This is a genomic window from Enhygromyxa salina, assembly GCF_000737335.2.
GTDB lineage: Bacteria > Myxococcota_A > Polyangia > Nannocystales > Nannocystaceae > Plesiocystis > Plesiocystis salina_C.
In genome coordinates this window covers 38,619-61,577 of record NZ_JMCC02000027.1, presented here as the reverse complement: position 1 = coordinate 61,577, position 22,959 = coordinate 38,619, and the positions used below count along the sequence as shown (strand labels likewise).

Annotated in this window: 19 protein-coding genes; 7 read left to right on the top strand and 12 right to left on the bottom strand. The window is 67.3% G+C overall.

Going from position 1 to position 22,959, the window contains the following annotated elements; translation table 11 throughout:
* The first annotated feature begins 278 nt into the window (after positions 1 to 278).
* Both DB30_RS11710 and DB30_RS11705 read left to right on the top strand, forming a co-directional pair.
* Entirely contained in the window at positions 279 to 1,556 is a 1,278-nt protein-coding gene (locus DB30_RS11710; RefSeq protein ID WP_052548494.1) for an ADP-ribosylation family protein, read from the top strand.
* Between the two features lie 63 nt (positions 1,557 to 1,619).
* Entirely contained in the window at positions 1,620 to 2,633 is a 1,014-nt protein-coding gene (locus tag DB30_RS11705) for a hypothetical protein (protein ID WP_052548493.1), read from the top strand.
* Positions 2,634 to 2,785: 152 nt separating this feature from the next.
* On the opposite strand, the gene DB30_RS11700 is transcribed toward DB30_RS11705, so the two are convergent.
* Together DB30_RS11700 and sfsA are read right to left on the bottom strand one after the other, a co-directional pair.
* Positions 2,786 to 4,474: an AIPR family protein gene (locus tag DB30_RS11700; protein WP_052548492.1), complete on the bottom strand. Its 1,689-nt coding sequence runs from the start codon at positions 4,472 to 4,474 to the stop codon at positions 2,786 to 2,788.
* A gap of 368 nt (positions 4,475 to 4,842) precedes the next feature.
* Entirely contained in the window at positions 4,843 to 5,631 is a 789-nt protein-coding gene (gene sfsA / locus DB30_RS11695; RefSeq protein WP_052548491.1) for a DNA/RNA nuclease SfsA, read from the bottom strand.
* A 157-nt stretch (positions 5,632 to 5,788) separates the two neighbouring features.
* On the opposite strand from sfsA, the gene DB30_RS11690 reads away from it, so the two are divergent.
* Entirely contained in the window at positions 5,789 to 6,058 is a 270-nt protein-coding gene (locus tag DB30_RS11690; protein ID WP_106091934.1) for a hypothetical protein, read from the top strand.
* A 5-nt stretch (positions 6,059 to 6,063) separates the two neighbouring features.
* Positions 6,064 to 7,029 (top strand): RluA family pseudouridine synthase, encoded by a 966-nt coding sequence (locus DB30_RS11685; protein WP_052548490.1) that lies wholly within the window; start codon positions 6,064 to 6,066, stop codon positions 7,027 to 7,029.
* A 25-nt stretch (positions 7,030 to 7,054) separates the two neighbouring features.
* Here DB30_RS11685 and DB30_RS11680 read toward each other — a convergent pair whose 3' ends face one another.
* The 3 genes from DB30_RS11680 to DB30_RS11670 form a co-directional block, all read right to left on the bottom strand.
* Positions 7,055 to 7,474 carry a hypothetical protein gene (locus DB30_RS11680; protein WP_052548489.1) on the bottom strand — a complete coding sequence of 140 codons (420 nt, stop codon included), beginning with the start codon at positions 7,472 to 7,474 and terminating at the stop codon, positions 7,055 to 7,057.
* Between the two features lie 286 nt (positions 7,475 to 7,760).
* Positions 7,761 to 10,220, bottom strand: a complete 2,460-nt coding sequence (locus tag DB30_RS11675) for a TonB-dependent receptor (RefSeq protein ID WP_052548488.1) — start codon at positions 10,218 to 10,220, stop codon at positions 7,761 to 7,763.
* Positions 10,217 to 11,293: a hypothetical protein gene (locus tag DB30_RS11670; protein ID WP_146658552.1), complete on the bottom strand. Its 1,077-nt coding sequence runs from the start codon at positions 11,291 to 11,293 to the stop codon at positions 10,217 to 10,219. Before DB30_RS11670 ends, DB30_RS11675 begins: the two co-directional genes overlap by 4 nt.
* 184 nt (positions 11,294 to 11,477) lie before the next feature.
* On the opposite strand from DB30_RS11670, the gene pgeF reads away from it, so the two are divergent.
* Entirely contained in the window at positions 11,478 to 12,218 is a 741-nt protein-coding gene (gene pgeF, locus DB30_RS11665; protein ID WP_052548486.1) for a peptidoglycan editing factor PgeF, read from the top strand.
* Positions 12,219 to 12,304: 86 nt separating this feature from the next.
* Here pgeF and DB30_RS11660 read toward each other — a convergent pair whose 3' ends face one another.
* The 4 genes from DB30_RS11660 to DB30_RS11645 all read right to left on the bottom strand — a co-directional run bounded on the left by DB30_RS11660 (position 12,305) and on the right by DB30_RS11645 (position 15,535).
* Positions 12,305 to 12,523 carry a hypothetical protein gene (locus DB30_RS11660; RefSeq protein WP_052548485.1) on the bottom strand — a complete coding sequence of 73 codons (219 nt, stop codon included), beginning with the start codon at positions 12,521 to 12,523 and terminating at the stop codon, positions 12,305 to 12,307.
* A 324-nt stretch (positions 12,524 to 12,847) separates the two neighbouring features.
* Positions 12,848 to 13,528: a hypothetical protein gene (locus DB30_RS11655; RefSeq protein ID WP_146658550.1), complete on the bottom strand. Its 681-nt coding sequence runs from the start codon at positions 13,526 to 13,528 to the stop codon at positions 12,848 to 12,850.
* Between the two features lie 107 nt (positions 13,529 to 13,635).
* Positions 13,636 to 14,811 carry a 3-dehydroquinate synthase gene (aroB, locus tag DB30_RS11650; protein WP_052548483.1) on the bottom strand — a complete coding sequence of 392 codons (1,176 nt, stop codon included), beginning with the start codon at positions 14,809 to 14,811 and terminating at the stop codon, positions 13,636 to 13,638.
* A gap of 250 nt (positions 14,812 to 15,061) precedes the next feature.
* Complete coding sequence (locus DB30_RS11645) at positions 15,062 to 15,535, bottom strand: cytochrome P450 (protein WP_165703720.1); 474 nt, start codon at positions 15,533 to 15,535, stop codon at positions 15,062 to 15,064.
* 31 nt (positions 15,536 to 15,566) lie between these two features.
* On the opposite strand from DB30_RS11645, the gene DB30_RS11640 reads away from it, so the two are divergent.
* Positions 15,567 to 17,321, top strand: a complete 1,755-nt coding sequence (locus DB30_RS11640) for an alpha/beta hydrolase family protein (protein ID WP_165703719.1) — start codon at positions 15,567 to 15,569, stop codon at positions 17,319 to 17,321.
* Positions 17,322 to 18,010: 689 nt separating this feature from the next.
* Here DB30_RS11640 and DB30_RS11635 read toward each other — a convergent pair.
* The 3 genes from DB30_RS11635 to DB30_RS11625 all read right to left on the bottom strand — a co-directional run bounded on the left by DB30_RS11635 (position 18,011) and on the right by DB30_RS11625 (position 21,284).
* Positions 18,011 to 19,216, bottom strand: coding sequence for a hypothetical protein (locus DB30_RS11635; RefSeq protein WP_146658548.1), 1,206 nt, complete (start codon positions 19,214 to 19,216; stop codon positions 18,011 to 18,013).
* Positions 19,217 to 19,291: 75 nt separating this feature from the next.
* Positions 19,292 to 20,143, bottom strand: a complete 852-nt coding sequence (locus tag DB30_RS11630; protein WP_146658547.1) for a nucleoside phosphorylase — start codon at positions 20,141 to 20,143, stop codon at positions 19,292 to 19,294.
* Between the two features lie 70 nt (positions 20,144 to 20,213).
* Positions 20,214 to 21,284: a hypothetical protein gene (locus DB30_RS11625; protein ID WP_052548477.1), complete on the bottom strand. Its 1,071-nt coding sequence runs from the start codon at positions 21,282 to 21,284 to the stop codon at positions 20,214 to 20,216.
* A gap of 327 nt (positions 21,285 to 21,611) precedes the next feature.
* Between DB30_RS11625 and DB30_RS11615 the strand changes: the two genes are divergently transcribed.
* Positions 21,612 to 22,934: an NHL repeat-containing protein gene (locus tag DB30_RS11615; protein WP_240480215.1), complete on the top strand. Its 1,323-nt coding sequence runs from the start codon at positions 21,612 to 21,614 to the stop codon at positions 22,932 to 22,934.
* The last annotated feature ends 25 nt before the right edge of the window (positions 22,935 to 22,959 follow it).

Here is a 22,959-nt window from a genome sequence, read left to right as displayed (position 1 = left end):
GAACCTACTTGCGATTCCACCGCGCCCCTCTCGATGCGCCACGCGTACAAGGTGAGCGGGATGCCCACCGAGTTGCGAGCTCTCTTCGAGGCGACCCACATACCGTTGCGCACAGATGAACCAGCCCATCGAGGGAGCGACGCGAGCGACCGGGTGCGCGGCAGCCGTGCGTCGCAACGTGCACAATGGCGGTGGGCGATCAAAGAACCGTGCATGGCAAAGTGCACAATGCTCGCGGGGTTTTGAGTAGCCGGGGTCCAAGAGAGCAACCGAACCGAATGAACGAGTCGGACGACGAACAGCTCGAGGCGCTGCGCGAAGCCTTCAACCTCGAGGCCGAAGACTGCAAGCTGCTCTGCTGGGATCCACCCTGCAAGGTCGCGGGTCTTGGTTGGGTCGCCTCGATGTCGTTGGTTGACGCAGAGACCTACCGCGGGCCGTCGGCGGACCTCGTGCTTGGCAACGACGACACAACCGTCGCGCAAGCCCTCGAGATCGCGCTCGAGGCCGTCGGTCGCTTGGTCACGATCGGCCTGCACAGGAGCCTCGAGCTTGGACTCGAGATCGCCCTGGACCTGCCAACGCTCGCGCTCGATCAGCCGGGCGTCGTGCAGATGCTGGGCGGCCCCGATGCCGAGCAGCGTCGCAGCGCCGCGCTCCGCATCTGCACGGATCGGTTTGACGCGGTCGCGGCCAAGCTGAAGGACGTGTTTGGCCTGATCGCGCCGCGCCACCTGATCAGCTGGGCCGCGCTGGTCCGCAGCCTCAACAGCTTCGAGCGTCGCGGGCTGTCGTTCATTGGTCGCCGGCCCGGCGGCATCATGATGTGGTTCGAAGACGGCGGGCTCGAGCGAAAGCCCTGCGACGGACTCGACCCGCGGCTCGACTGTCGATTTCGCTGCGACCCGCCCGAGTTCGTGACGATCGCCTGGGGCGAGAGCGACGGGCTGCACTACGGGCTCTGGTACGACGATCCCTCGCAGCCGCCCTCTACGATCGTCGCCAACTACGCGCGCGACTCCGCCGAGACCTGGGACCAGCGCCAGCCCAGCATGATCTTGTTGCTGCGCAAGCAGATCGACGAGCTGATGCGCAACGTCAACGAGCCCCGGCAGGCCAACCTGTCCGCGCTCGCGGCCGCGGTCGAGGCCTTCGTCGAGCCCGACGCCCGCCTCCGCGAGGCGGATCCCAAGTCGATCTGGGCCGGCGTTCGGCGCCCGCAGATCCTGGGTGACATGGGCCCCGCGCTGCGGCCCAGCGACGGCGACGCCCGCGGTCGCCACGTTGACTCGCGCCAGCGCGCTGCCGCCTACCAGGCGCGCGGGTTCGAGGTTCAGGGCTGGATCAAGCGGGCCCGCGCCGAGCTCGCGGCGGGCAAGCCCGCGTTCGCGCTGGTGCTGGGCCGCGAGCTGCATTGGTTCGACGCTGACGATTATCGCGAAGTTGGCTTGGAGCTGATGGTGGGTGCGTACCGGGCCCTGGGTCGGGATGCGCTGGCCGAGATCGCGCTGGTCCACCACGCAAACCGCTCGCTCGGGTCGGTGGGTGTGTACTAGACCAGACCCCTGCTCTGCCCATAGCCTAGCTCGCTCCGATGGCGCGCCCCGCCGCGAGTGAACATGCCCCGCCTCGCCCTGCTCGCTGTCACGCTGCTCGCCTGCACCTGCGAGCGCAAACCCGCGCCCGCCCCACAGGAGGTCGCTGCCGCCGAGCTGGAGCCGCCTGTGGATCTCAGCGGCCCGCTCGAGCTCCACTTTGGTTGGACGCCCCGTCGCCTGGCCGTGGTCGAGAAGGTCCACAAGACAAAGGTCGAGCGCGACGTCACCAGCACCTACACCCTCGAGATCACCAAGCGCGGCGACGACCTGGCGATCGCCTACCGCGACTTTCACTTCACGTCATTCTCGGGCCTCAACCTCGACGACCCCAAGGTCCGCGCCGAGATCACCGAGATCACCGAGATCGAGCGGCAGATCGGCGCGACTCAGCTGGGCTTCCTCGTCAGCGCCGAGGGTGAGTTCCAAGGCCTGCTCGACATCGACGTCATCCCGGAAGTGAACGAGGCGCTGCTGGGCGCCAAGGAGGGCGCCGAGATCCGCGAGCTGCTCGCCAACCCACGCGCGCGCGCATGGGTCGAGCAGTCCGCCGCGCGGCCTTGGGTGACGTGGGTTCAGACTTGGCTGGGCCTGGATCTCGAGCCCGGCGAAGTTCGCGAAGGCGACGTCGAATTCGAGTTCGGTGGCGAGACACTGCTCCAGCACGTCGGGATCGAGCACCTCGGTGTCGACCCCGCGCGCCCCGGGCATGTTCGGCTGCGCCACAAGACGATCCTCGATGACCCGCGCTATTGGGGGTCATTGGACGGCGTCATCACCGACCTCGTCGGTGAGGTCGAGCCCGACAAGCGCAGCAAGTTGCAGCAGGTCATGCGTGAAGTTGGCGCCGAGCTGAACTTTCTTCATATCAGGCAATACGAAGTCAGCCTGGATCCCCGGACCATGCTGCCCGCGTGGGCCAAGTTGATCCTGCGGACCAGCATCGAGGGCAGCGAGCCCGGCATGCTCGAGCAGGACATCGACAGCCTCGAGACCCATGAGTGGACCTTCACGCCAGTGGTGGCGGAGACCCGATGAAGGCTGGCGCATCCGCAGTGGGTAGAAGTACGAGCGACAGGCGAGCGTTTGGGGTGAGCGAAGGGGGCTCCGCCGCCGAAGCGAGGGGGCTTTTGAAAGCCCCCTTGAAGACATAGTAGGCCCGAGTCGAGCGCGCAGCGCTCGATTCGGGCCTAGAGCCGCGGCGAGACATGGATCGCCTGAAGCCGATCAATCAAGTCTCCACGTCGGAAGGTCGCCGAGAGCTGCTGCAACGAGATCTCTCGGTCGCCGTATAGATCCTTCAGCGCCTGAGCGACGTCGCGCGACGCTGCCTCGAAGTACGCCTCACCATTCGCGTCAATCTCTGCCTGCGCACGGGTAAAATCGCGGTGACCGAGCGTTGCCGGGTTGCCGAGCGTGACCAACAACCGCCGGCCCATCTGCATGGCGATGAACGCCGAGGCATAGCGAACGAAGTTGGGGTCGCTCGCCCGTGGACGCCGGCGGCGATTCTCGGCGATTCGATAGAGGAGCACAGCGACGATCACCTGTGCCCCGGAGAGGTCTTCGCTAAATGTGATGTCGTAGAGCTTGCCAAAGTGCTCCCGGCTGAAGAACTTGGCCTGGTGTGGGCGCTTGCGCCAAACCGCGAGCACGGCCTGCGCCGCCGCACCCGAGGTGATGTCCGTCGGCCGCGTAGAGTGATCCGCGCGCTTTCGTCGATAGGTGTAGCCCAGTTGCTCGATGTCGAGCTCGAGCCGCTGCTGGCGTTCGTCGTTGGCCCGTAGGTCACGCAGGTCGACGGGGTTTTGACTGTTGGTCGCGTAGGTGATCCGCTGAACCAGATCCTCGTTGTCACTGGGAAGCTCATAGAGTCGGAGCAAGACCGACGCCGGCGCCGAGCGCTCACCCTTGGCACTCGAGTTTTTCAACGTCCGGTGAATGGTCATGCACGTCTGCCCACCATTGATAATTTGCAGGTTCTCCACCTGGATTTGGAAGTCGCCACTTTGCAGAGCATTGTGGGAGAACTTGTCGCAGGTCAGCGTGATGCCATTATTGTAGAAGTAGAAGTTTGAAGGCTCGCGGGACAATGTGCCCTGAATCGCCTCGTTGACCCGATTACCGCGCAACCCAAGGTACCGCCGGATATTGCGCTCCAGCAATCGGTCACCATTGCGATCGATGAGCGCGTAGACTTCTTCGACCGAGACACGGCCCACCAGCACGCGGCTGAAATTCATGTTTTCGACGAGCGCCTTGCCCGTCAGCTGCAACCGATCATTGACCGGCTTCGTGGATTTCAGAATCTTGACGATGTCTTCGTGGTTGACGTACTCCCACGTGACTTGGTCGCCTAAATTGGCCACACGGATGACCTCGGCGCCATTGGACTCCCAGCGCTTACCGTTGTTGCAGGCGATGACTCGAACTTGTGGGATGATCCCATCCCGAATCAAGCTGCGCACCTCTTCAACGCGCACATGCAGGCGTTCGTTGATGGTGTTGAGGGTCGTGTTTGGATCAAACAGATAGCGAACTGCTTGGGCCAGCTTCTCTAGACCGGTCGCCGGGAAGCCCGACGCCCCCTCGAGCGACTTGGAGTATTTGGCTTGGACCAAAGTGACGAGGAACTCCCCGTCGCGCTCGTCGGTGATGTGGATGGCGTCAACCCCGAAGTCGTTGCCGCCTTCGACGAGACAGTCAAACGCGTCATCGGTGTCGAGATCCAGCAACGTGCGAACGCACAAGAACACGAAGGCGAGCGACTTCAATTTTGTTTCGTCGCCGCTGATGTTCAGCTCCTCCTTCGCGCGGTCACGAAGTTCCTCCATGAGTGCGGTGACCCGTTGGTCGATGATGGCGGCGCTGACGTTCATGAGAGCCTTTTGGGAGCTGAAGCTAGCATGGTTGCGGTACTACGGACATGACGCAAGAAAGCAGAACTTGCCGTGGTGAGCCGCTTCGGGGCCCATCACCGCGCATGTCCAAGCGGGTGCGCAGCTCCGCGAACACCGACAAGCGGCTCTGACTCCAATTCAGCGAAAACTGAGCCTCGACCCGCAATAATGCCACGCGCCATGAGCTGAACCGCCATCGCAAACTCTGCTCGGCGCCCGCGAGCCGAGCTCATCGGCCCCTACAATCCCGACTCTGGCGACGCGGTCGCGCGTTTCCCTGCGCTGGTACCTGACCCACGCCGCGATCTTTGACGAGGCGCCCCTCGCTGGGGAGTCACACACGGAGGTCATGGACCGTCGTTCCGCCAGCCCGACCAGGGCAGCTTCTTGGCCTGCCAGCGCGCGTGCGGTGCCGTGTCATAGGCCGCAAGCTCGACGGGGATCTCGCGCATCACGTCGAGCGAATCCAGCGTGGCCTGGATCGTGACAGCCCGAAACCGAACCCCCGCTGCGCCGGCCTCTCGGGCCGCCTCGGCGAACGCGGGATCGTGCAAGATCGACGGTCGGATCGCCTCGACGTCCGGACGCTGGATCGTGAACAGCACCGTCGCCTTGGCGCCCGCTTCAACGACCTCGCGCAGCGCGTGAAGATGGTGGGTCGCGCGGGCGCTGACCGAGTCGGGAAAGTAGCCGCGGGCGTCGGGGTAGCGCAGATGGCAATTCTTGACCTCGACGTAGTGGGGCGTCGCGCCGTCGAGCAAGAAGTCCACGCGCGAGCGCTCGGCGTAGGCGACCTCGCTGCGCAGCTGGCCAAAGCGCTTCAACCCCGGCAGCACGCGAGCGGCGAGCAGATCCGCGACGACCCGGTTGGGCGCGACGGTGTTGGCACCGACGATCCGGCCGTCCTCTTCGACGAGCTCCCAAGTGTAGCGAAGCTTGCGCTTGCTCGCGGCCGGCACGGGCGAGACCCAGGCCCGCGCGCCGGGCCGGACCTGGCCTTCCATCCGACCCGGGTTGACGCAGTGGGCCCGGATCCGCTCGCCCGACTCCAGGTCGATCTCGGCGATGAAGCGCTTGTAGCGAGCGACGAGGCGGCCGGGCAACAGCGGCCAGGGATGCGGGACTCGCAGGAGCACGGGCGAACCATAGACTCGCATGGGCGGCGGCCTGACCCCGGTGACAACGGGACTTCGCCCCGCCGTCTGCCCCGGCCCAGATCCCCCGTCTGCGGGCCCGCGCAGCCCGTCCGCCCGTTTCTGGCCGAGCCGCCCGCGCTTGTGGCAAACTCGTTGCGTGGCTCAGCAGATCATCGACAACGAAGCCCGCGCCCAGCAGCTGTCTCGCGCGATCGCATCGGACATCCAGCTGTACAACAAGGCCAAGATCGAGCAGGGGCTCAAGGACGACAACTTCTTCGAGGTGCTTGGCGAAGAGATCACCGAGGGCCGCGACCTGTTCCGCAGCCGCGTCACCCCCGAGCTGTTCCGGCGCAACTACTTTGACCGCGCCATCGTCGACCGCGTGATCAAGACGATGGCCAACCTCGACACCGGCATCTGGTAGCGCCCATGCAAGTCGGCCTCTCGGAGGCGGTGATCGGCCAGCGTCTGGATCGGGCGCTGGTCGAAGCGTTGGTTGGGCTGGGCCACGAGGTCACCCGCTCGCAGCTGGCCCGCAGCTTCGCGGCCGGGCAGGTGCGGATCAACGGGCGGGTGGCCAAGCGCGGGACCAAGCTCGAGCGCGCGTGCAAGGTCGAGCTCGAGCTGCTCGCGCCCGAGCCCTTGGCCCACGCGGAGCCCGAGCCGATCCCGCTGACGATCGTCCATGAAGATCGGGCGCTGCTGGTGATCGACAAGCCCGCGGGGATGGTCGTGCACGCGGGGCCCGGGCACAGCCACGGGACCCTGGTCAACGCGGTGCTGCATCACCTCGCGCTGGGCCGCGACGCCCACTCGCTGCCGGTGCTGCCCGGCAACGGGCCCGAGCGTCCGGGCGTGGTGCATCGGCTGGACCGCCACACCAGCGGGCTGATCGTCGTGGCCAAGACCCTGCCAGCGCTCACGGCCCTCGCTGAGCAATTTCGGGCGCACTCGATCGAGCGCGCGTACCTGGGGATCGTGCATGGATTCCCAGACTGGGCGCAGCGTCGGGTCGAGACCTGGCACGGGCGGGACCCCAGCGAGCGGCGGCGGTTCAGCCCCGAGCACGGCGAGCGTCGGGCGATCACCACGATGTCGGTGGTGAGGCCGCTGGGCGACGCGGCGGCGCTGCTGCGCTTCGAGCTCGAGACCGGGCGAACCCACCAGATCCGCATGCACGCGCGGCATGTCGGGCACCCGATCTTCGCCGACGAGCTGTATGGCCGCCGGGTTCGTGATCCTGGGCTGCAGACGCTGACCGAGGCGCTTGGACGCCACGCCCTGCACGCGGCGGTGCTGGGCTTCGAGCACCCCGACGGTGGGCGGCTGCGCTTCGAGTCACCGCTTCCGGCCGAGCTCGAGCAGCTTGCCGCCGCGCTGCGAGCCCGGGTCTAGAGAGGTCGCCGATCAGATGGCAGGCTCACCGGCACGAGAGCGTCGCGCCGGGCGGATTGACGACACCGGTTGTGGTCGGCCAAGTGATCCTTTCGCCTGATTCACCAACCCACTCATTCGAAGCGAAGTCTTGCTCGCAGTCGTTCCAGTCGAAGTCGTACTGTGCGGCGTCGAGCTCACAGTCCGCGAGCAGCGCCTCGTTGAGCTCGGCGATTCGAGACTTTGACTCGTACTCGGCCTTGGTCATGCATAGGCAGACGTGACGGGCCTCCCCGATCGCGCGAAGGGTGCCATCCTCCCAGTGGCCGTACGACAACGGCCGTGCGCAGGCGCGCTCACCTTCGTCCGGCACGGCCACGAGCGTGTCATCCTGGCACGCGGGCACGGTCAACGCCAACGCGAAGCCAAGCGTCAGGGCACCAAGGTGTATGTGAAGTCGACCCATTGTGTAACATTTGCGCGGAGCCGAGGTCGATACCACATGTATTTCTGTTGCAGTGGATGCAGTCGACTGCGCCAACTGGCCTGCCGACATCGGTTTATGTGTAGTGTCTCTCTGGTTGCGCATTGTATGACCGTACTCATCAGCCAGGTGCGGTGTCAAGCACATCTAGAGTCCATATGATCGACTCAGGTGCCGTCCGAGCGGCGGGGTCGGCACGCGTTACCTGCTGCGGCCGAGCTCGAGCAGCTCGCCCGGGCGCTTCGGGAGCCCGTGAGGCCCAAGTAGCTCAGAACTCGACGCGCACGCCCAAGCTAGGAAACAGCGGAATACCGATCCGCTCGCCGCGCTCGGACCAATCGGCGCTGTATATCCAGATCTCCGGATACCGCCGATTGTAGACGTTCTGGACGTCGAGATAGGCAATGACGGAGGCCCCCCGCAAGAACCAAGTCTTGTCGAGGCGCAGATCCAGCTGGTGAAACAACGGCGAATAGCTGCTACCAAACTCACCATAGATTGGCTTGTAGCGAAACTCCTTCTCATCTTGCGTGACGATTGTGCCGATCACCGGACGCTCGGGGTTGCCGGACACCAATCGAAAGCGGGCGCCGAATCGGAAATCACGCGGAAGTTCGAACACGATCAGCGCGACCAGGTTATGGCGTTGGTCGAAGTTCGAGGGGACCTGCCTGGCGTCAGGCTCAATGTAGGCAAATTCGAATTGATGGATCTCCGTCGTCTCAGCCCGCAGCAGCGTGTAGCCAAGCATGCCGTGCACGCCCGGCGCGAGGCTGCGGTCGAGCAACAGCTCGAGCCCATAGCCGCGCTGGGCCGGACTGCGGATCGTGAGATCGAGGTTCAGGTCCAAGAACCCGGTGTTGGTTGGGGCTGGCTGCCAACCACGTATTTGCGGCGGGGTCTCGCGCCAGAACAAGGTGGTGCGCAGACCCAGCGACCACGGCAGCTCGACCTGGGTCCCAAGCGAGGCGTGCACGGTTCGAGTGATCAACAAGAACCCGTCGGGCGTCTCGCTCTCGACGCCAGGATCGAAGTAGGCGATCAGCCAGTCCGGGACCACGACGTGGGACGTGCTGGTGTGGCTCGAGGAGATCAGGCCCAGCTGCCCCTCGCGGAACACGGTGAAGGGCGCCGAGTACTGGCCAAGCGCGGCGAACAGCTCGACGCGGCGGTGCACGCGGGCGCGCAGATCAAAGCGAGGATCGGGCATCACGCGCTGCTCGGTCGCGGTCCCAAACACGTTGAGCCGCACTTGCGGACGGAGCACGACGAGGCCGGTCTTGGTCGCGATCTGAAACGCAACACCCAGCCAAGTTCCGAGCCGCCACTGCGCCGACTCGTACTCACTGACATCGTCCTCCCTAGATTTCCAGATCCGCTGGCGTGACGCGTGGGTGTGGACAAAGTCGGCGCCCGCGAGCAAGGTCGCGCGGCCGGACAGGCGGTGGCTCACCGCGCCGCGCAGGCTCAGCGTTCGCCCGTTGCGATTCCGGGTTGTCGTGCCGTCGACCTGGGCGTCGGTGCCGAGCAACAGCGCCCCGCTGAGCGACGCGTGGAGCCGCGGCCCGGCGTACGCGTAGCCAAGATCGAAGCGATGAAACGCGCTGCGAAAGTTAATCGAGAGCTCCTCTCCGGGTTCGAACTCGGTCGTGTCTTGCAGGCTGTCGCCGGCTCCGAACGCCTTGATGCTCAGGTGATGCCGAGCGCGGATCGGCATGTCGAAGCGACCGATGTAGTCCCAGTAATTCGGCACCAAGATGCCGGTCTTGCCGAGCACCCCATCAGCGAGCTTGATGATGTCGCCGACGTGGGCGCGGCGAAACGCAAACCCAACGCCGCCCGGGCCGACAGGCGCCCGCACGGCGCCGCCAAGATCGAACAGGTCGAGGTGGGCCTCGCCGTGAACGCCGGACACGCCCTCGAGCTGGCGGGTGTGAATCTGAAGGAGCCCGCCCGAGACCCCGCCGTAGGCCGCGTCAAAATTCCCGGGGGTCAGATCGACATGATCGATCATGCTGGGATCGACGACCGCCGCGATCGGGAGCACATGGAAGCCACGCGGGACCGGGTGACCGTCAACGTAGATGCCGGTCTGCCGCGGGTCGCCGCCGCGCACGGCGACCAGGCCAAGCCCACCAGGCGCGCGCGCGACCCCGGGCAGGTTCTGCACCGCGCGAACCGGATCGCCGCCGGTTCCGGGGTAGCTTCTCGCCCGCTCGCCGTCGACCTGGTGCTCGGCCCGGGGCAGCTCGGGGTTGCGCTCGGTGACGACCTCGGTCCGATATTGGCCGCTCGCGTCCGCGTGCGGACGCAGGTAGATCGCAAGCGCCTGCTCGGGATCGGGCGTCGACTCGGCCCACAGCTCGAGCCGCTCGTAGCCCGCCGCGATCACCACGACCCGGACCTTGGTGATCGGCAGCTCGCCCAGGGCGAACGCGCCGTCTTCATTGGTCGTGGCCTCGCGGATCCAGCTGACCTGCTCGGGGTCCAGCGGCGTCTTGGCGCGGGCGCCAACGCGAACATCGGGCGGCGCATCAACGACGATCACCTGCGCGCCAGGAATGAGCGCCCGCGTTCCAGCCGCGCGCACGCGACCGGTGACGTGACCGACGTCCTGAACCTCGGCGGCGTCGCCGGGCGGGGCCGCGAGCACGAGCGAGGGCGTCGCCAGCCCCAGCCCAAGCCCAAGCCCAAGCCCAAGCCCAAGCACGAACAGGGCCCCCCTCACGGCATGACCTCGAGCTCCTGCACGAGCATGTTGACAGCTCCGTGTCTGACGCTGCCTTCTGGTAGCTTGGTCTCCTCGCCCCGCTGATCACCCACGACGACGACCAGTCGGATGATCCCCGGGCGCGCGCCCTCGTCCACGACCAGCTCGCGCCCGCTGCCGTCGACCGCGATAAAATTGATCGGCCCGCTCGCGAAGTAGTGCGCGCCAAGTCGCTCGAAGTGGACCTTGAACGCGTAGTTGCTGCCGTCGTCGACGAGCCGACCCTGCGCGTAGGGCTGCGAGTCCTCGCTGCGCCAGGCTGGCGAGGCATGGATCCGCTGGCCTGCGTGCACACGCGGCGGCGAGCCCTCGAGCGGTTGCTGGGTGTCGATATCGACCAGCACCATGCCCGCTGGGGCCGGCGCTCGGTTGGCGGGCTGAAACAGCAGGAGATAGGGGATCTCGTAGAGCGGCAGCTCGACCTCGAGCCCTGCGTTGACGGCCTCGACCCGCAGCACCCACGGGGGTCCGATCAACACCTCGGAGATGAACAGCGTGCAGTCCTGCAGCTCGATTGTGCCTTCCAACAGCCCGGCCCGACAGCGCTCGGCGTCGGCCCCCGGGTGGCGACCGATGATCCCGAGCACGGTCATGGCGCCCGCTTCGAGGCCCGCGGGACCGAGGGCAGGAAACGGAAACTCGAGCGCGCCGCCCCGGCCGATCTCGCACGCGCTGTCGGTTGTCCACGCGATCGAGTCGCAGGCCGGCACGCTGGCGATGCAGTCTTCGGAGCCACACTGAAACCACAGCGCGTCGATCGTCTCGGGTGCCTGCGCGCGCCCCTGCCCGTCGACGACCAATGGCACGAGTCGCACGATGTCACCCGGCAGGGCCTCGGCGACCGGCGCTTGGTCGGTGCCCAAGCCAATTCTCTCGGTCCAGATCGGGGCCGGCTCGACGACCTCCATTCGCACCGCGAGCACGCGCGGCTGGTTGATCGCCCAGGTCGCTCCAACGTTGACGTCGAACTCGCAGCCAAGGCCCAAGAGCCCGAGCAGCAAGGCAGCTCTCGCGTGGGAGCGTGGGCGCATGCGGCCGCGAGCATAGCCTGGCCGGGGGTCGTGGTGATCACAGTGTGGGGACACCGCTGACGGAGTCGCCCAATGGCCCGAGACTGACCTGGACCGAGCTGCTCGAGGTCGCGCCCGCGATCTCGGTCACCGGGAGGTGTCGGGCTCTGGGCGGGGGATGCCCGCAGCGTTTAGACTCCCCGCGATGCTTCAGCGTGCCCGGCTGTTTCCTGCTGCGATCACCCACGGCTTCTCGACGCGTGTTGGGGGCGTGAGCCGGGATCGCTACGCCAGCCTCAACGTGGGCGAGCGCTGGGGTGACGCGCCCGAGGCCGTCGCCGAGAACCTGCGCCGGATCGCCAGCGGTGCGAATTTCGAGCTCGAGCAGCTGGTCCGCGTCCGTCAGGTCCACGGCGCGGCCGTGCTCGCGGCTCACGAGATCCAGGCCGACAGCGAAGCCGACGCGATCTGGCACGCGCGCGCCCACCCTGGCCCCGCGAAGGTCGTTGGGGTCATGACGGCCGACTGCGTGCCCGTGCTGATCTGTGATCGTGACGCCAGCGTGGTCGCGGCGATCCACAGCGGGTGGCGTGGGACAGTCGCCAACATCACGGGGTGCACGGTCCAGACCCTGTGCGAGCAGGGCGGCGCGTCACCAGAGCGGCTGCTCGCGGCGATCGGTCCGTGCATTGAGCTCGCCGCGTTCGAGGTTGGCGAGGAGGTCGCTGCCGCGTTCGAGGATCGCTTCGTCGACCGCAGCTTCGGCGCGAAACCCCACGTGGATCTCGTCGCCTGCGTCACGGCCCAACTGGTCGCGGCCGGCGTCCCTGCGGGTCAGATCGAACGGGTGGGCACCTGCACCCACGCGAACCCAGATCTCTACTTTTCGTACCGACGAGACGGCGCTGGGATCGGCCAGCACCTCAGCCTCATCGGGCTGCAATAAAATTCATACCCAGACGCCGGAGGCCCGGCGACTGGGTAGTTTGGGTGGCGGCGGTGGCGGCGCTGGCGGCGCTGGCGGCTGCTGCGCTACTCAGCCGGCTTGGTGCCGTCGTCGCGCTGAACCTTGTCGAAGTTCATCTCCTGGGTCTCGGTGAACGAACCGATGACCGCGCCGACGATGACGGCGACGAAGAACAGAGCAAACCCGCCCATCATGATGATGATCCCGATTGAAGCGGGATTGGTCACCGGTGGTTTGATGGACTCGACTTCCCACTTGTTGTCTTGGATCTCTGCGAGCGACATGTGTCCTCCGGGACGTACGAACCCCCAGCACGATCTCGGCTGGGCAGGTGCCGAACCTATCATGTCCCACAAGGGTTGTCAGGGTGTAAATGATCCCCCTGCGAACGGGCCCCGCGGCGTCCATCGCACTTCGGCGGCTGCTTGCTGGGGCGCCTGCGGTCACTTCGCGGCTCCGCTACGTGCGTTCGCGGTGGCATGTGTGGGCTCCCTGACAGAAGCTCTGAACACATTTTCCCGTGCCCGTGGGGTCGGCCGACTTACCCACGGGGGACGGGTCCACGCGGGACCTGCGGAGAAATCTAACAACTAAGACGAGACAGGATCTCAGGCACCGGCGCACAGCGGGTGGACGACGCGAGCACCCTGCGCAAACCCGCAGACCCCCGCCCAGATGGTGTCAGTCGCGCACAGGGGCGGGTCATCCTCCATGCCCCCGCATTCGGTCGCGGGCAGGCATTGGCCGAGGCAGTCGGAGCAGACGCTGAACGGGAACACGTAGGGCCGGGTCTCGATCGAGCCCAGCTTGGACTTGCCGATCTGCGAGCTCCGGCGGCCCTTGAACACGACCTCCATCTCTAGGTACTCCACGCTGCCCGCCGGGAGCGCGGCCATGGTCGTGCGAAGTGAGGCCCCTACCTCCGAGGGGACCTCGATCAGGTAGATATCTGAGCCGCCACCCGGGATCGAGTTGCTGTGAACGGGGATCTCGAAGCTGTTGGCCGAGATCCCGCCACCGGTGAAGGTCAGGCTGACCTCGGCGGTCTCGAGCACGACCTCGGTGTCGTCGATCCCCGTGTTGCTGTTGGCGTTGGGGAGCTGTTGGTTGGCGACCACGAAGGCCATGCCGATCGGACTCGAGAACGCGACGTCCACGGTCATGGAGAGCGGCGTTGGCTCGGACCCGGTCAGCGTGCACTCGGTAGCAGTATCGTCGAACCAAATCGCGCGCTCGACGATGACGTACTCCTGATCTTCGACACAACCGGTAGCCGCGGTGAGAGCCATGAGCCCCGCGAACAAACCTGCGCGGGCGAGACGGGAAGGCAGACTTGGGATCAACATGGTGCTCCTCGCGATCGACGGAGCGCCAACGAGCCCCCGTCCCCGTCAGCTTAGCAATCTGGCTTTGGATTTCGCAATAAACCCACGATCTCTTGAGGGGTCAGCGACAGCACCGCTGGATCGCCTATCCGCGACAGCCCGATGTAGGAGATGCTGGAGAAGCCGCGCTTCTTGTCGTTGCCGAGCCCAGCCTCGAGCCGCTCGAGTCGCTCTGGAGTCAGCCAGTCGTCGAGGTTGGTGGGCAGCCGCAGTGCCGTGAGCGCCGCCTTCACTTGCTGCTCTAGGCCGGGCTCACCGTCTTCGGTCTTGGCGAGATCTTTGCGCTCGGACACCCGGGCCGCGGCGACGAGGCCCAGCCCGACGGCTTCGCCGTGCTTGAGCTCGAACCCCGACGCGAGCTCGATCGCGTGGCCGACCGTGTGCCCGAGGTTGAGCACGACCCGCCCCTTGCCGGCCTCGCCCTGCTCCCGCGGATCACGGCTGACGCACGCGGCCTTGAGCGCGACCGAAGCCGCGACCATGCGGGCGAGCACGTCGGCGTCGCGGCCATGGATGTCGTCGGCCGCGGCGACGACCTGGTGAAAGTGCTCGGGGGAGAACAGCGCCCCGTGCTTGAGCATCTCGGCCAGGCCACAGCCGAGCTCGCGGTCCGGGAGGGTCTGCAGCACCTCCGGGTCGATGAGCACGACGGTTGGAAAGTGGAAGGTGCCGAGCAGGTTCTTGCCAGCCGGGAGGTCGACCGCGACCTTGCCACCCACGGAGGCGTCGACCTGGGCGACCAGCGAGGTCGGACACTGCATGCAGGCGATGCCGCGCATGAACAGCGCCGCCGCGAGCCCAGCGAGATCCCCCACGACCCCGCCACCAAGCGCGACCACGACATCGCGCCGGCCCATCTGCGCGCCGACCATGCCTTCGACCAGCTTGACCAGCTGTTCGACGCTCTTGGACGCCTCGCCGGCCGGGATCGTGAAGTTGTGGACCACGAACTCCTCGGCTTCGAGGCTGGTCCGCGCGAGCTCGCCGTACAGCGGCATCACGTTGTCGTCGGACACGAGCGCGACCCGGCGCGCGGTGGAGTGGCTGCGACGCAGCTCGTAGCCAAGCTTGGCGAGCAACCCCGGACCGATGAGCACCGGATAGCTCTCGTCTTCGGTTGGGACCGCGACGTGTAGCGCGACTGGCTTGCGCTTCTCCGTACCTCGCTGCGACTGCGACTGCGACATGCGTGCTCGTGGTGAGGGGAAGACCGGGCCAGGGATCGGTGGCTGGACCGCAGGGGCGTCTTATCGCGGGCGGTGGTGAAAGGGCAACTTACCACCAGTCGACAGCGCCGTTGCCGCTCGGCGCTCGCTGGCCGCCGCGAGCTTTGCCGCGCCGGTGAGCGGGGCACCGAGATGCCCACCGAGCGAACAGGCAGTCTGACCCGAGCCGAGCCAGTCCTGGACCGCAGGCACGAGCCGAACGGAGCGCGGGTCAAGACTGCGATGTTCGCGCGCCTGGTGTCGGCTCCGGGTTGGGCACGGGCACGGGCACAGGAGACGCGGTGAACGGCGGCGAGCTCGTTGTTCGGCTGGCGGTGAGGTGGAGCGCGAGGTGGAACCCAGAAGAGGTTGCGATCAAGGAGACGGAGGGTGGTGGCTGTCGAGCGACCTGCGTGCCGACGCAGTGATGCAACCCGTAGCCAAAGGTGAGGTGCGAGTTGGGCTTGCGGGCGATGTCGAATTGGTGAGGACAATCGAATACCGCGCGGTCCCGATTGGCGGAGGCAAACACGAGCACGATGATCTCCCCACTCTGGATGTGCTCGCCGAATAGCTCAAAGTCGCGTTTTGCCATGCGATAGGTGTATTGTATCGGCGCCTCGATCCGGAGCGTCTCTTCCAGCATCGGCCGAATGAGCTCAGGGTCCGCGCGGAGCTTCGTCATCTGCTCGGGGTTGCGCAGCACGCTGAGTTGACATCGGCTACGATCGCGGCGGTTGGCAGCCCACGCCATGATCCCCCTCGCGCGAACCTGTGCGCTCGTCATGTCCCTCATGTGCGCGTCAGCGTGCGAGCGCAGGCACACCGATCCGCCGCCGCCCACTCCGGCGCCGGCTCTGCAGCAGACATCGCCGGCCACGGTCGCGCAGCTGTGCGAGCAGCCCCTGCGGGCCTGGGCCGTGCTCGGTGAGGGGGGAACGATCCTCGCCCACACCCGCGGGGTCTGTCTGGGTCGGATCGAACACCCGGACGACGGCGCGCTGTGGCACTTCGTCGCCCAGCTGCAGGAGCTGCAGGGCCACGCCAGCGAGCAGCCCAGCTGGGAGCTCCACACCTGGCTCGACGCGGCTGGCCAGCCGCGCCACGCCGAGCTCCGCACCCCCGAGCTGGTGACGCGCTTCTCGTGGATCGAGGGTGCGCTGGTGGTCCGGCGGCTGGGGGATCAGCTGGTGATCAACGACGCCGCGCAGGTGTGGGTGACCCCGGGCCACGGGATCTATCTGCGCGAGCTGATGCTGCGGCTTGGGGTTGGCGGCGACTCTCACGGCCTGCACCAGCGCGGGTTCGTGCCCGAGCGCGACGCGATCACGCAGCTGGATCTCAGCTTCGAGCGGCTCGATGATGATCGCGCCCATGCGGTCGCCAGCACCAGCGTGCTCGCGCTCGAGGGCGTCCAAGCCGGGCTCGCGGGCCTGCGGATCGCGGCCGTGTTCGCTGGCGATGCACCGATCTACCGCTCGATCCCCAACGACACGATCGCGCCGTTCTTGCCGGCCAGCCCGCGGCCAAGCTACCGCGCGCCCGCGGGGGTGGAGCTGATCCCGATCGAGATCCCGGGTGTCCAGGGTAAGCCAACGCTGGCCGGGGAGTTGGTGGTCGCTTCCGAAGCTGGCGCCGGGGCGCGCCCCGCCGTGCTCTTCGTTGGCGGCGCGGGGCCCCAAGATCGGCGTGGCATCGTCCCGCACAGTCCGGTCGACATTGGCAGCCACGAGCTGCAAGACCTGCTCGCGGCGGCTGGGTTCGCGGTGTTGCGCGTCGACGATCGCGGGGTTGGCCAGAGCGGGATCGGTGACGATCCAAACCCCGGGTTCGCGGCGTTGATCGACGACGCGCGTCGGGCCCTCGCCGCGCTCGCTGGTCTACCGCAGGTCGATCCGAGTCGGATCATCATCATCGGACACGGCGAGGGCGCCCTGGTCGCGAGCATCCTCGCCGCCGAGGGCACCCGCGCGCGCGGCCGCAAGCGCGCGGTCGCAGGGTTGGTGCTGCTCGCCGCGCCGGCTCGAAACCTGCGCGAGCTGGTCTATGACGAGATCCGGGCCTCGCTCGCGGGGCACCGAGATGGCGAGGTCCGCGTCGCGGTGGGTCGGGCGCAGCGGGTTCACGACGCCGCGCTGGCCGGCGAGGATCTACCCGCGAGCAGCGAGGGCGCGCGCGCGTGGATGACCGAGGCGTTCGCCGAGGATCCGCTCGCGCGGCTGGCCAAGGTTCGGGCTCCCGTTCTGGCGCTGCAGGGCGGCAAGGACTTTCAGGTCAGCCCCGAGCGGGACTTTGCGTTGATCCGGGAGTGGGTCGAGCAGCGCGGGGCCAAGGGCAGCGCGGCGGAGCTGTTCGATGAGCTGGATCATCTGTTCAAGCGCGAGCCTGGGGTGTCGACGCCGGGGCACTACGCGGATCTGCGGCGGCGCGTGGATGGGGCGATGATCGAGCGAGTGGTGAGCTGGTCGCTCGCGCGGGTGGGTGGCTCGTAGCCGCCTTCTCGGCGAGCACAGTGTTGCCGAAGGTTGCAGTACGCCCAGACTCCCGGGCGGCGATAGAGACGCCGCGGCGAGTACCCTGCCGCAGTGAATTTGATGGTTTGAGGCTAGTTCCTGACGCCCCTGGCTTTGTCGCTCGTCAGTCGAGTGTGCCCGACACTGTCGCCATTGCAAAGATCGCCTGTCCCCCCCAGATCGTGCTGAGAGAAATATCCGAACCACCGCCCCTCGGCCATCAGCTGGTAGCCCACGTCTCCCGCGGTTCCAAGGATGATCACAACCCAAACCCATGCGATCCAGCCAATCGGCGGACTCCCTTGCGTGCTGTCATTGTCCATGGTCGATCTCTCATTTCACCAGATGTCGGAACACTCGACTTTCGGAAGAAGATTGGAGAGCTGACAGAAGGATTATTGCTGTGAGTGTTTATGGCATTTCGCCAAGCGTAGACACCACGGCTGCACGCGCAACTGCCCTGGAGTGTGCGGTCGCTCCCGGGGTATTGAGTGCATGTCACCATCGTGCACGGGTCTGGGTGATCGTCCAAGACGCAGACCAAGCGAACCGCGACGCGCAGCTCGCCAGCTCATGGCGCCGTCAGCAGGGCAACATTTGCCATGATCGACCAGGACTCAGAGCCGTGCCCAATCGCGCCCGGACCCACGTGATCAATTGGTCGAGCCCTAAAAGCTCAGCTCGCCCGGATAGCCGCCGCCCGAACCAGCGCCAGAGCCCACGCCCGACCCCCCGCCGATCGAGGTGCGCCGCGCCGGCCCGGTGCTGCCGCAGTCGAACTTGCGTCGCTCGTGCTTGATGAGCGCCGCGCAACCATCGAGGCCCTCACAGCTGGCGTCACGCGCGAGCACGAGCTCACGGCGGGCCTCTGCGTCCCACTCGTGGCCGCTGAACGCGAGCAGATCGGGGGCCGGGATGTGCAGCGGCGCGACCCCATGCGCCAACGTGTTCTCTGGCGTGTGCGAGGGCCCCGTCGCGACCACGGGCGTGGGCCCGGTTGCGATCATTCGGCGACCGCGACCGTCGAGGACCAGCATCTGCTCGTAGCTCACGCCAACGTGGACCTCGGGCCAGGCGAACAGATATCGCGCAGCTGGCTCGAGCCTGGGCAGGCGCGCGAAGCTGCCAGCGCCGAGCGGGGCGGGCAGCTCGGCGAGCTTGGTCATGCGTGGGTGTCGGGGCACCACGATCGCGCTGCGTACGGCCCGGTCAATTCGCTTGCTGTCGAGCTTGCTGGACAGCGCCGCCACGATCGCGTTGACGCGACGGCGAAACTCCTCGGGCACGTCGTCGTGGCCGTGGATCCGGCGTCCGGGAAAGCTGCGCTCGATGTAGCTGGCCGTGCGCTTGGCCAGGTCCTCCCACGGCTCGTCGATGCCCGCGCGCAGCTCCGAGAGCAGCCCGTGGATCCGCAGCCGCAGCGGGTAGCCGTCATAGGGCACGACCCGGTGCAGCTCGACGTCGACAGCGAGCTGCAGCTGCAGCCGCTCATTGGCGTCACCGCCCCGGTAGGGATCCAGCCCAACGTCGTCAGGCTCGCCGTCTGGCTCGCGCACGAACAGACGCAGCAGATCAAAATCGGCCGCCCCGCTGCCGGCTCGCTCGGATAGCTGGTCGAGATCCTGGGGCTGACCCACACGATCGACAAAGCAGGGAGCGCCGTCGCGGCTGGCGAACACCGCGTCGTCGATGCCGCATGCTCTCAACGCCCCCAGCACGCGCTCGAGCGCCGCCGCGAGTCGGGCCCGACGCTGCTTTGCGAGTCGCGTGGTAAACCCAAAGAAGGTAGCCAATCGTGCTAGCGCGCCGGCGTTCCGCGGCTCGAGCGAGTGCAACGCTGCGGACGAGACAAACAGCTCGGCTTCGTAGAGCACGAGCGCGAGTGTACCCCGCCGATCGTGCGCGGGGTCGTGCAAGCGCTCAACCTACGACGGCTGGGTATGGCCCACTCACGAGTCGCCCAATCCCACGCCGGGGTGCCAGCAGGGCCGATCCCCGCGCAGCTCGGCCAGCTGCGCCAAGCGATCCAACGCCGCCAGCCCAACCTCCACGCAGCGCTGCTCCGCCTGCGGCTTGTCGGCGTCTGCGATGAAGGTGTCGTGGACGCGGTTCGCATACGCGGCGCACACGGCCCCCGCCCGGAACCCTCGCAGGGCGGACAAGGTCAGCAGCGCCGAGGTCTCCATCTCCAGATTGGTGACCCCCTGGCGTGCGAGCTTGGCCTCGATGTCGAGCTCGCGCGGCGGAAACCCAGGCAGCTCGCGGCCTTGCGCACCATAAAAGCCAGGCGCGGTCGCGGTGATGCCAAGGTGATGCGGCGCGCCGAGATCCTCGGCGGCCCACAGCAGCGCGATCGTGGCCTCGGGATGCGCGACCGCGGGGAACCCCGGGCCCACGAACGCGAGCGTGGTCTCCTCGATCCGGTAGGCGGCCTTGGTGATGACGAGATCCCCCAGGCCGATGTTGGCCTGCAGCACGCCGCAGCTGCCCGCGCGAACGATCGCGATCTGGGTTGGATCGTCAAAGCACTGGCACAGCTCGATCACCGCGATCTCGGTGTTCGCCGCACCCATGCCGGTGCCCATCACGCTCATCGGCCGCCCGCGGTAGCGGCCCGTGTAGGTCACGTACTCGCGCTCGGAGATCGGGTCGCCGTACGACTCGAAGAAGCCCTCGGCGACGCGCTTGGCCCGGGACGGATCCCCGACCAGCAAGATCGACGGCGCGACCTCACCAGGGCGCACGCCGATGTGATATTGGCGATTGTCTGCGCTGCGCGGGGCGTTGGCCGTGCCGGACATGCCCCGACTGTAGAGCGCGCGGCGGTAGGCTGTCACGCGCCCGCGTGGATCGGGCCCGCGCGCGAGTCAGTCAGTCCAACGCGGCGAGCAGCAGGCCCTCGAAGCCGGGGTGGTTGGTGAATCGGACGCACAGCTGCTCGACGTGGGCCCGCACTTCCGGCTCGCGCGCCAGGGCAGCCAGCAGCGCGATCGCCTCGCTCACCAGCGCCGGCTCGCCAAGCAGTTCATCGAGCGCGCGCCCGAACGCGGCCTCGTCAAAGCTGGGCGCCAAGGCCAGCGCGAACAATGCCTGACACCGCTCACGCAGCTGTGCGTCCGTCAACATCCGCGCGAGCCCTGCCGCGAGCAGCTCGGCGGTCCGCTCGTGATCCAAGATCTGCGCGAACGCATCGAGCCCCGCCGCTGACGCGAGCTCGCCATCTTCGCGGTTGAGCGCGAGCAACATGGGACCCACCCGGCCCGGATCCGCCAGCCGCCGCTCGAGTCGAGTTTGGACCGCCGCAGGATCCCGACCCAGGCGCGCCCGCAGCTGGGTTGCAAAGCTTGGATCCTCGAGCCGCGCGACCACCCCCTTCGCGATCGCCGAGCCCCCGCCTGCGTCACCCACAAACGCCCGCGCGAGGGCTGGATCCGTCGCGCGCAGCTGCGACTTCAACTTGGCCTCGAGCAGCGTGGCCAGCTCGGGCCGGGTCAGCCGGGCGTTCACGTGCGAGACCAAGCCCTCGCCGAGCGCCGCGACGTCGAGCTCGGGGTGCTCGCGCGCGTAGTCGACCAGCGCCGAGCGCATCGCGGGGCTGGCCTGGAGCGTCACGAACAGCTGGTCGGCCGTGCGCGTGAGCTCCGGGTCCGCGGCCACCCGCGCGAGCAGGCGCTCGATCGCGGCTTGCGAGGTTGGGTGTTCGAGCAGCGCGGCCAGGCCAAGGCCACGCGCGAGCACGGGATCGCCGGCCGCGAGCTCGAGCCCATCGACGACGCTGGCCCGGACCGCGCCGGGATCGAGGATCAGCGCTTCGTGCGTGGCGACGCTCGCTCGCGTGTCGGGGCTTGGCTGGCGATCCCGCTCACAGCTGCAGCAGGCGAGCGCAACGCACACAGCCACGCGCACACCCAACCACGCTTCGAGATCTCGCTGGCGTCGCATGAGCTACCACCGCCCAACGTCCAGCGCGCACGCGCTGTCCAGCTCGACTCGCAGATCCAGGGCACGCACGCGCGAAGGGTATCAGGCCCACGAACGAGCCACCACGGCGCCGCAGCGAGCCCTGGTCAGCCGCGACGCCCCCAGCATCAACGTCCTCTTGGCGAAGCGCAGGGCTCGATCGCAGCCGACCTCGACAACGACGGCGCGCCCGACCCTCGCCGCGACCGACAGCAGCTCCAACCGCAGCTCCAACCGCATCTACATCGTCGGAACCGACGCATGAACCCAGCAGCGCCGAACTGGCCCGCTTCGTGGTACCCATGGCCCATGCTCGGGCGTTCTAACTGGCTTGCGACGTCAACTTGCCTCGCTTCGGTCTTCGTCATGATCGGGTGTGGCGGCGACGATCAGCGCATGGAGACCTTCGGCAGCGACGGGGTCAACAGCCTCACAACTTTCGATGACACCGCGACCGACTCGGGTGAGAGCAGCGGCAGCGAAGATCCCAGCGGCGACGGCGACGGCGATCCGACCGGCGACGGTGACGGCGAAGCATGCGGCGAGGCCGGCACCGAGGTCGAGCGATTCATCTGGATCGCCAACTCCGGCGAGGGCACGGTGTCCAAGATCGACACGGGAAATGGCGTCGAGCTTGGCCGCTACATCGTCCGGCCCGACAGCGCCGGGAGCCCGTCGCGAACCTCGGTCAACCGCCGCGGTGACGTGGCCGTCGCCAACCGGCTGGGCGGCGTGACCATGATCCGCGCCCGCGAAGACGACTGCGTCGAGCAAAACGGCACGCCCGGGATCCAGACCAGCACCGGGGCCAACGACGTGCTCCCGTGGGGCCAGGACGAGTGCGTTGCCTGGCACACGCCGCTGGCCCACGGCGACAACCGCCCGGTCGCGTGGACCGCTGGCTACGCAGACCCCGATACTTGTGATTGGTATGACCTCGACGTGTGGACGGCCTGGTCCGACGGTGCGCTCGGGACCGCCACGGTCGCGCTGCTCGACGGCAATGACGGCACGATCATCCAGCAAGTCGCGATCCCGGATCTGCCCGAGTCGTGGCCCAACTGGTTCGGCTTCTACGGGGGCGCCGTCGACAGCGACGACAACCTGTGGCTCTCGCAGCTGCAAGGTGGTTGGTTGGTCAAGGTCTCGCGCAGCGACTTTAGCTACACGCCCTACACCGTGCCCGAAGAGGGCGGCTACGGCATGACCGTCACCCCCGATGGCTACGTGTGGCTGTGCGGCCGGTACACGCATCGACTCAACCCGGCCGACGGCACGTGGACATCGGTCAACCACTTCGTCGAGCCCGACTCAATCCACACCGGCGGCTGCATGGGCGACGGTGAAGACCTGCTGTGGCGCGGCGCCTACGGTCAGATCATGGCGATCGACACAGAGACCCTCGCGGTCACCAAGCAGATCAACGTGGCCCAGGCCGACGACGACTACATCTGGGGCGTGGCCGTCGACTTCGATGGATTTGTGTGGGCCATTCCGCGCAACGGCTCGCGGGCCTACAAGGTCTCGCCCGAGACCGACAGCGTGACCTTGACGGTGGACGGCCTGGTCGCGGCCTACACCTACTCGGACATGACCGGGTTTGCGCTCTCGGGCGTCGGCGCGATCCCCTGAGCGAACGCAACGGCAACTAGCGGGA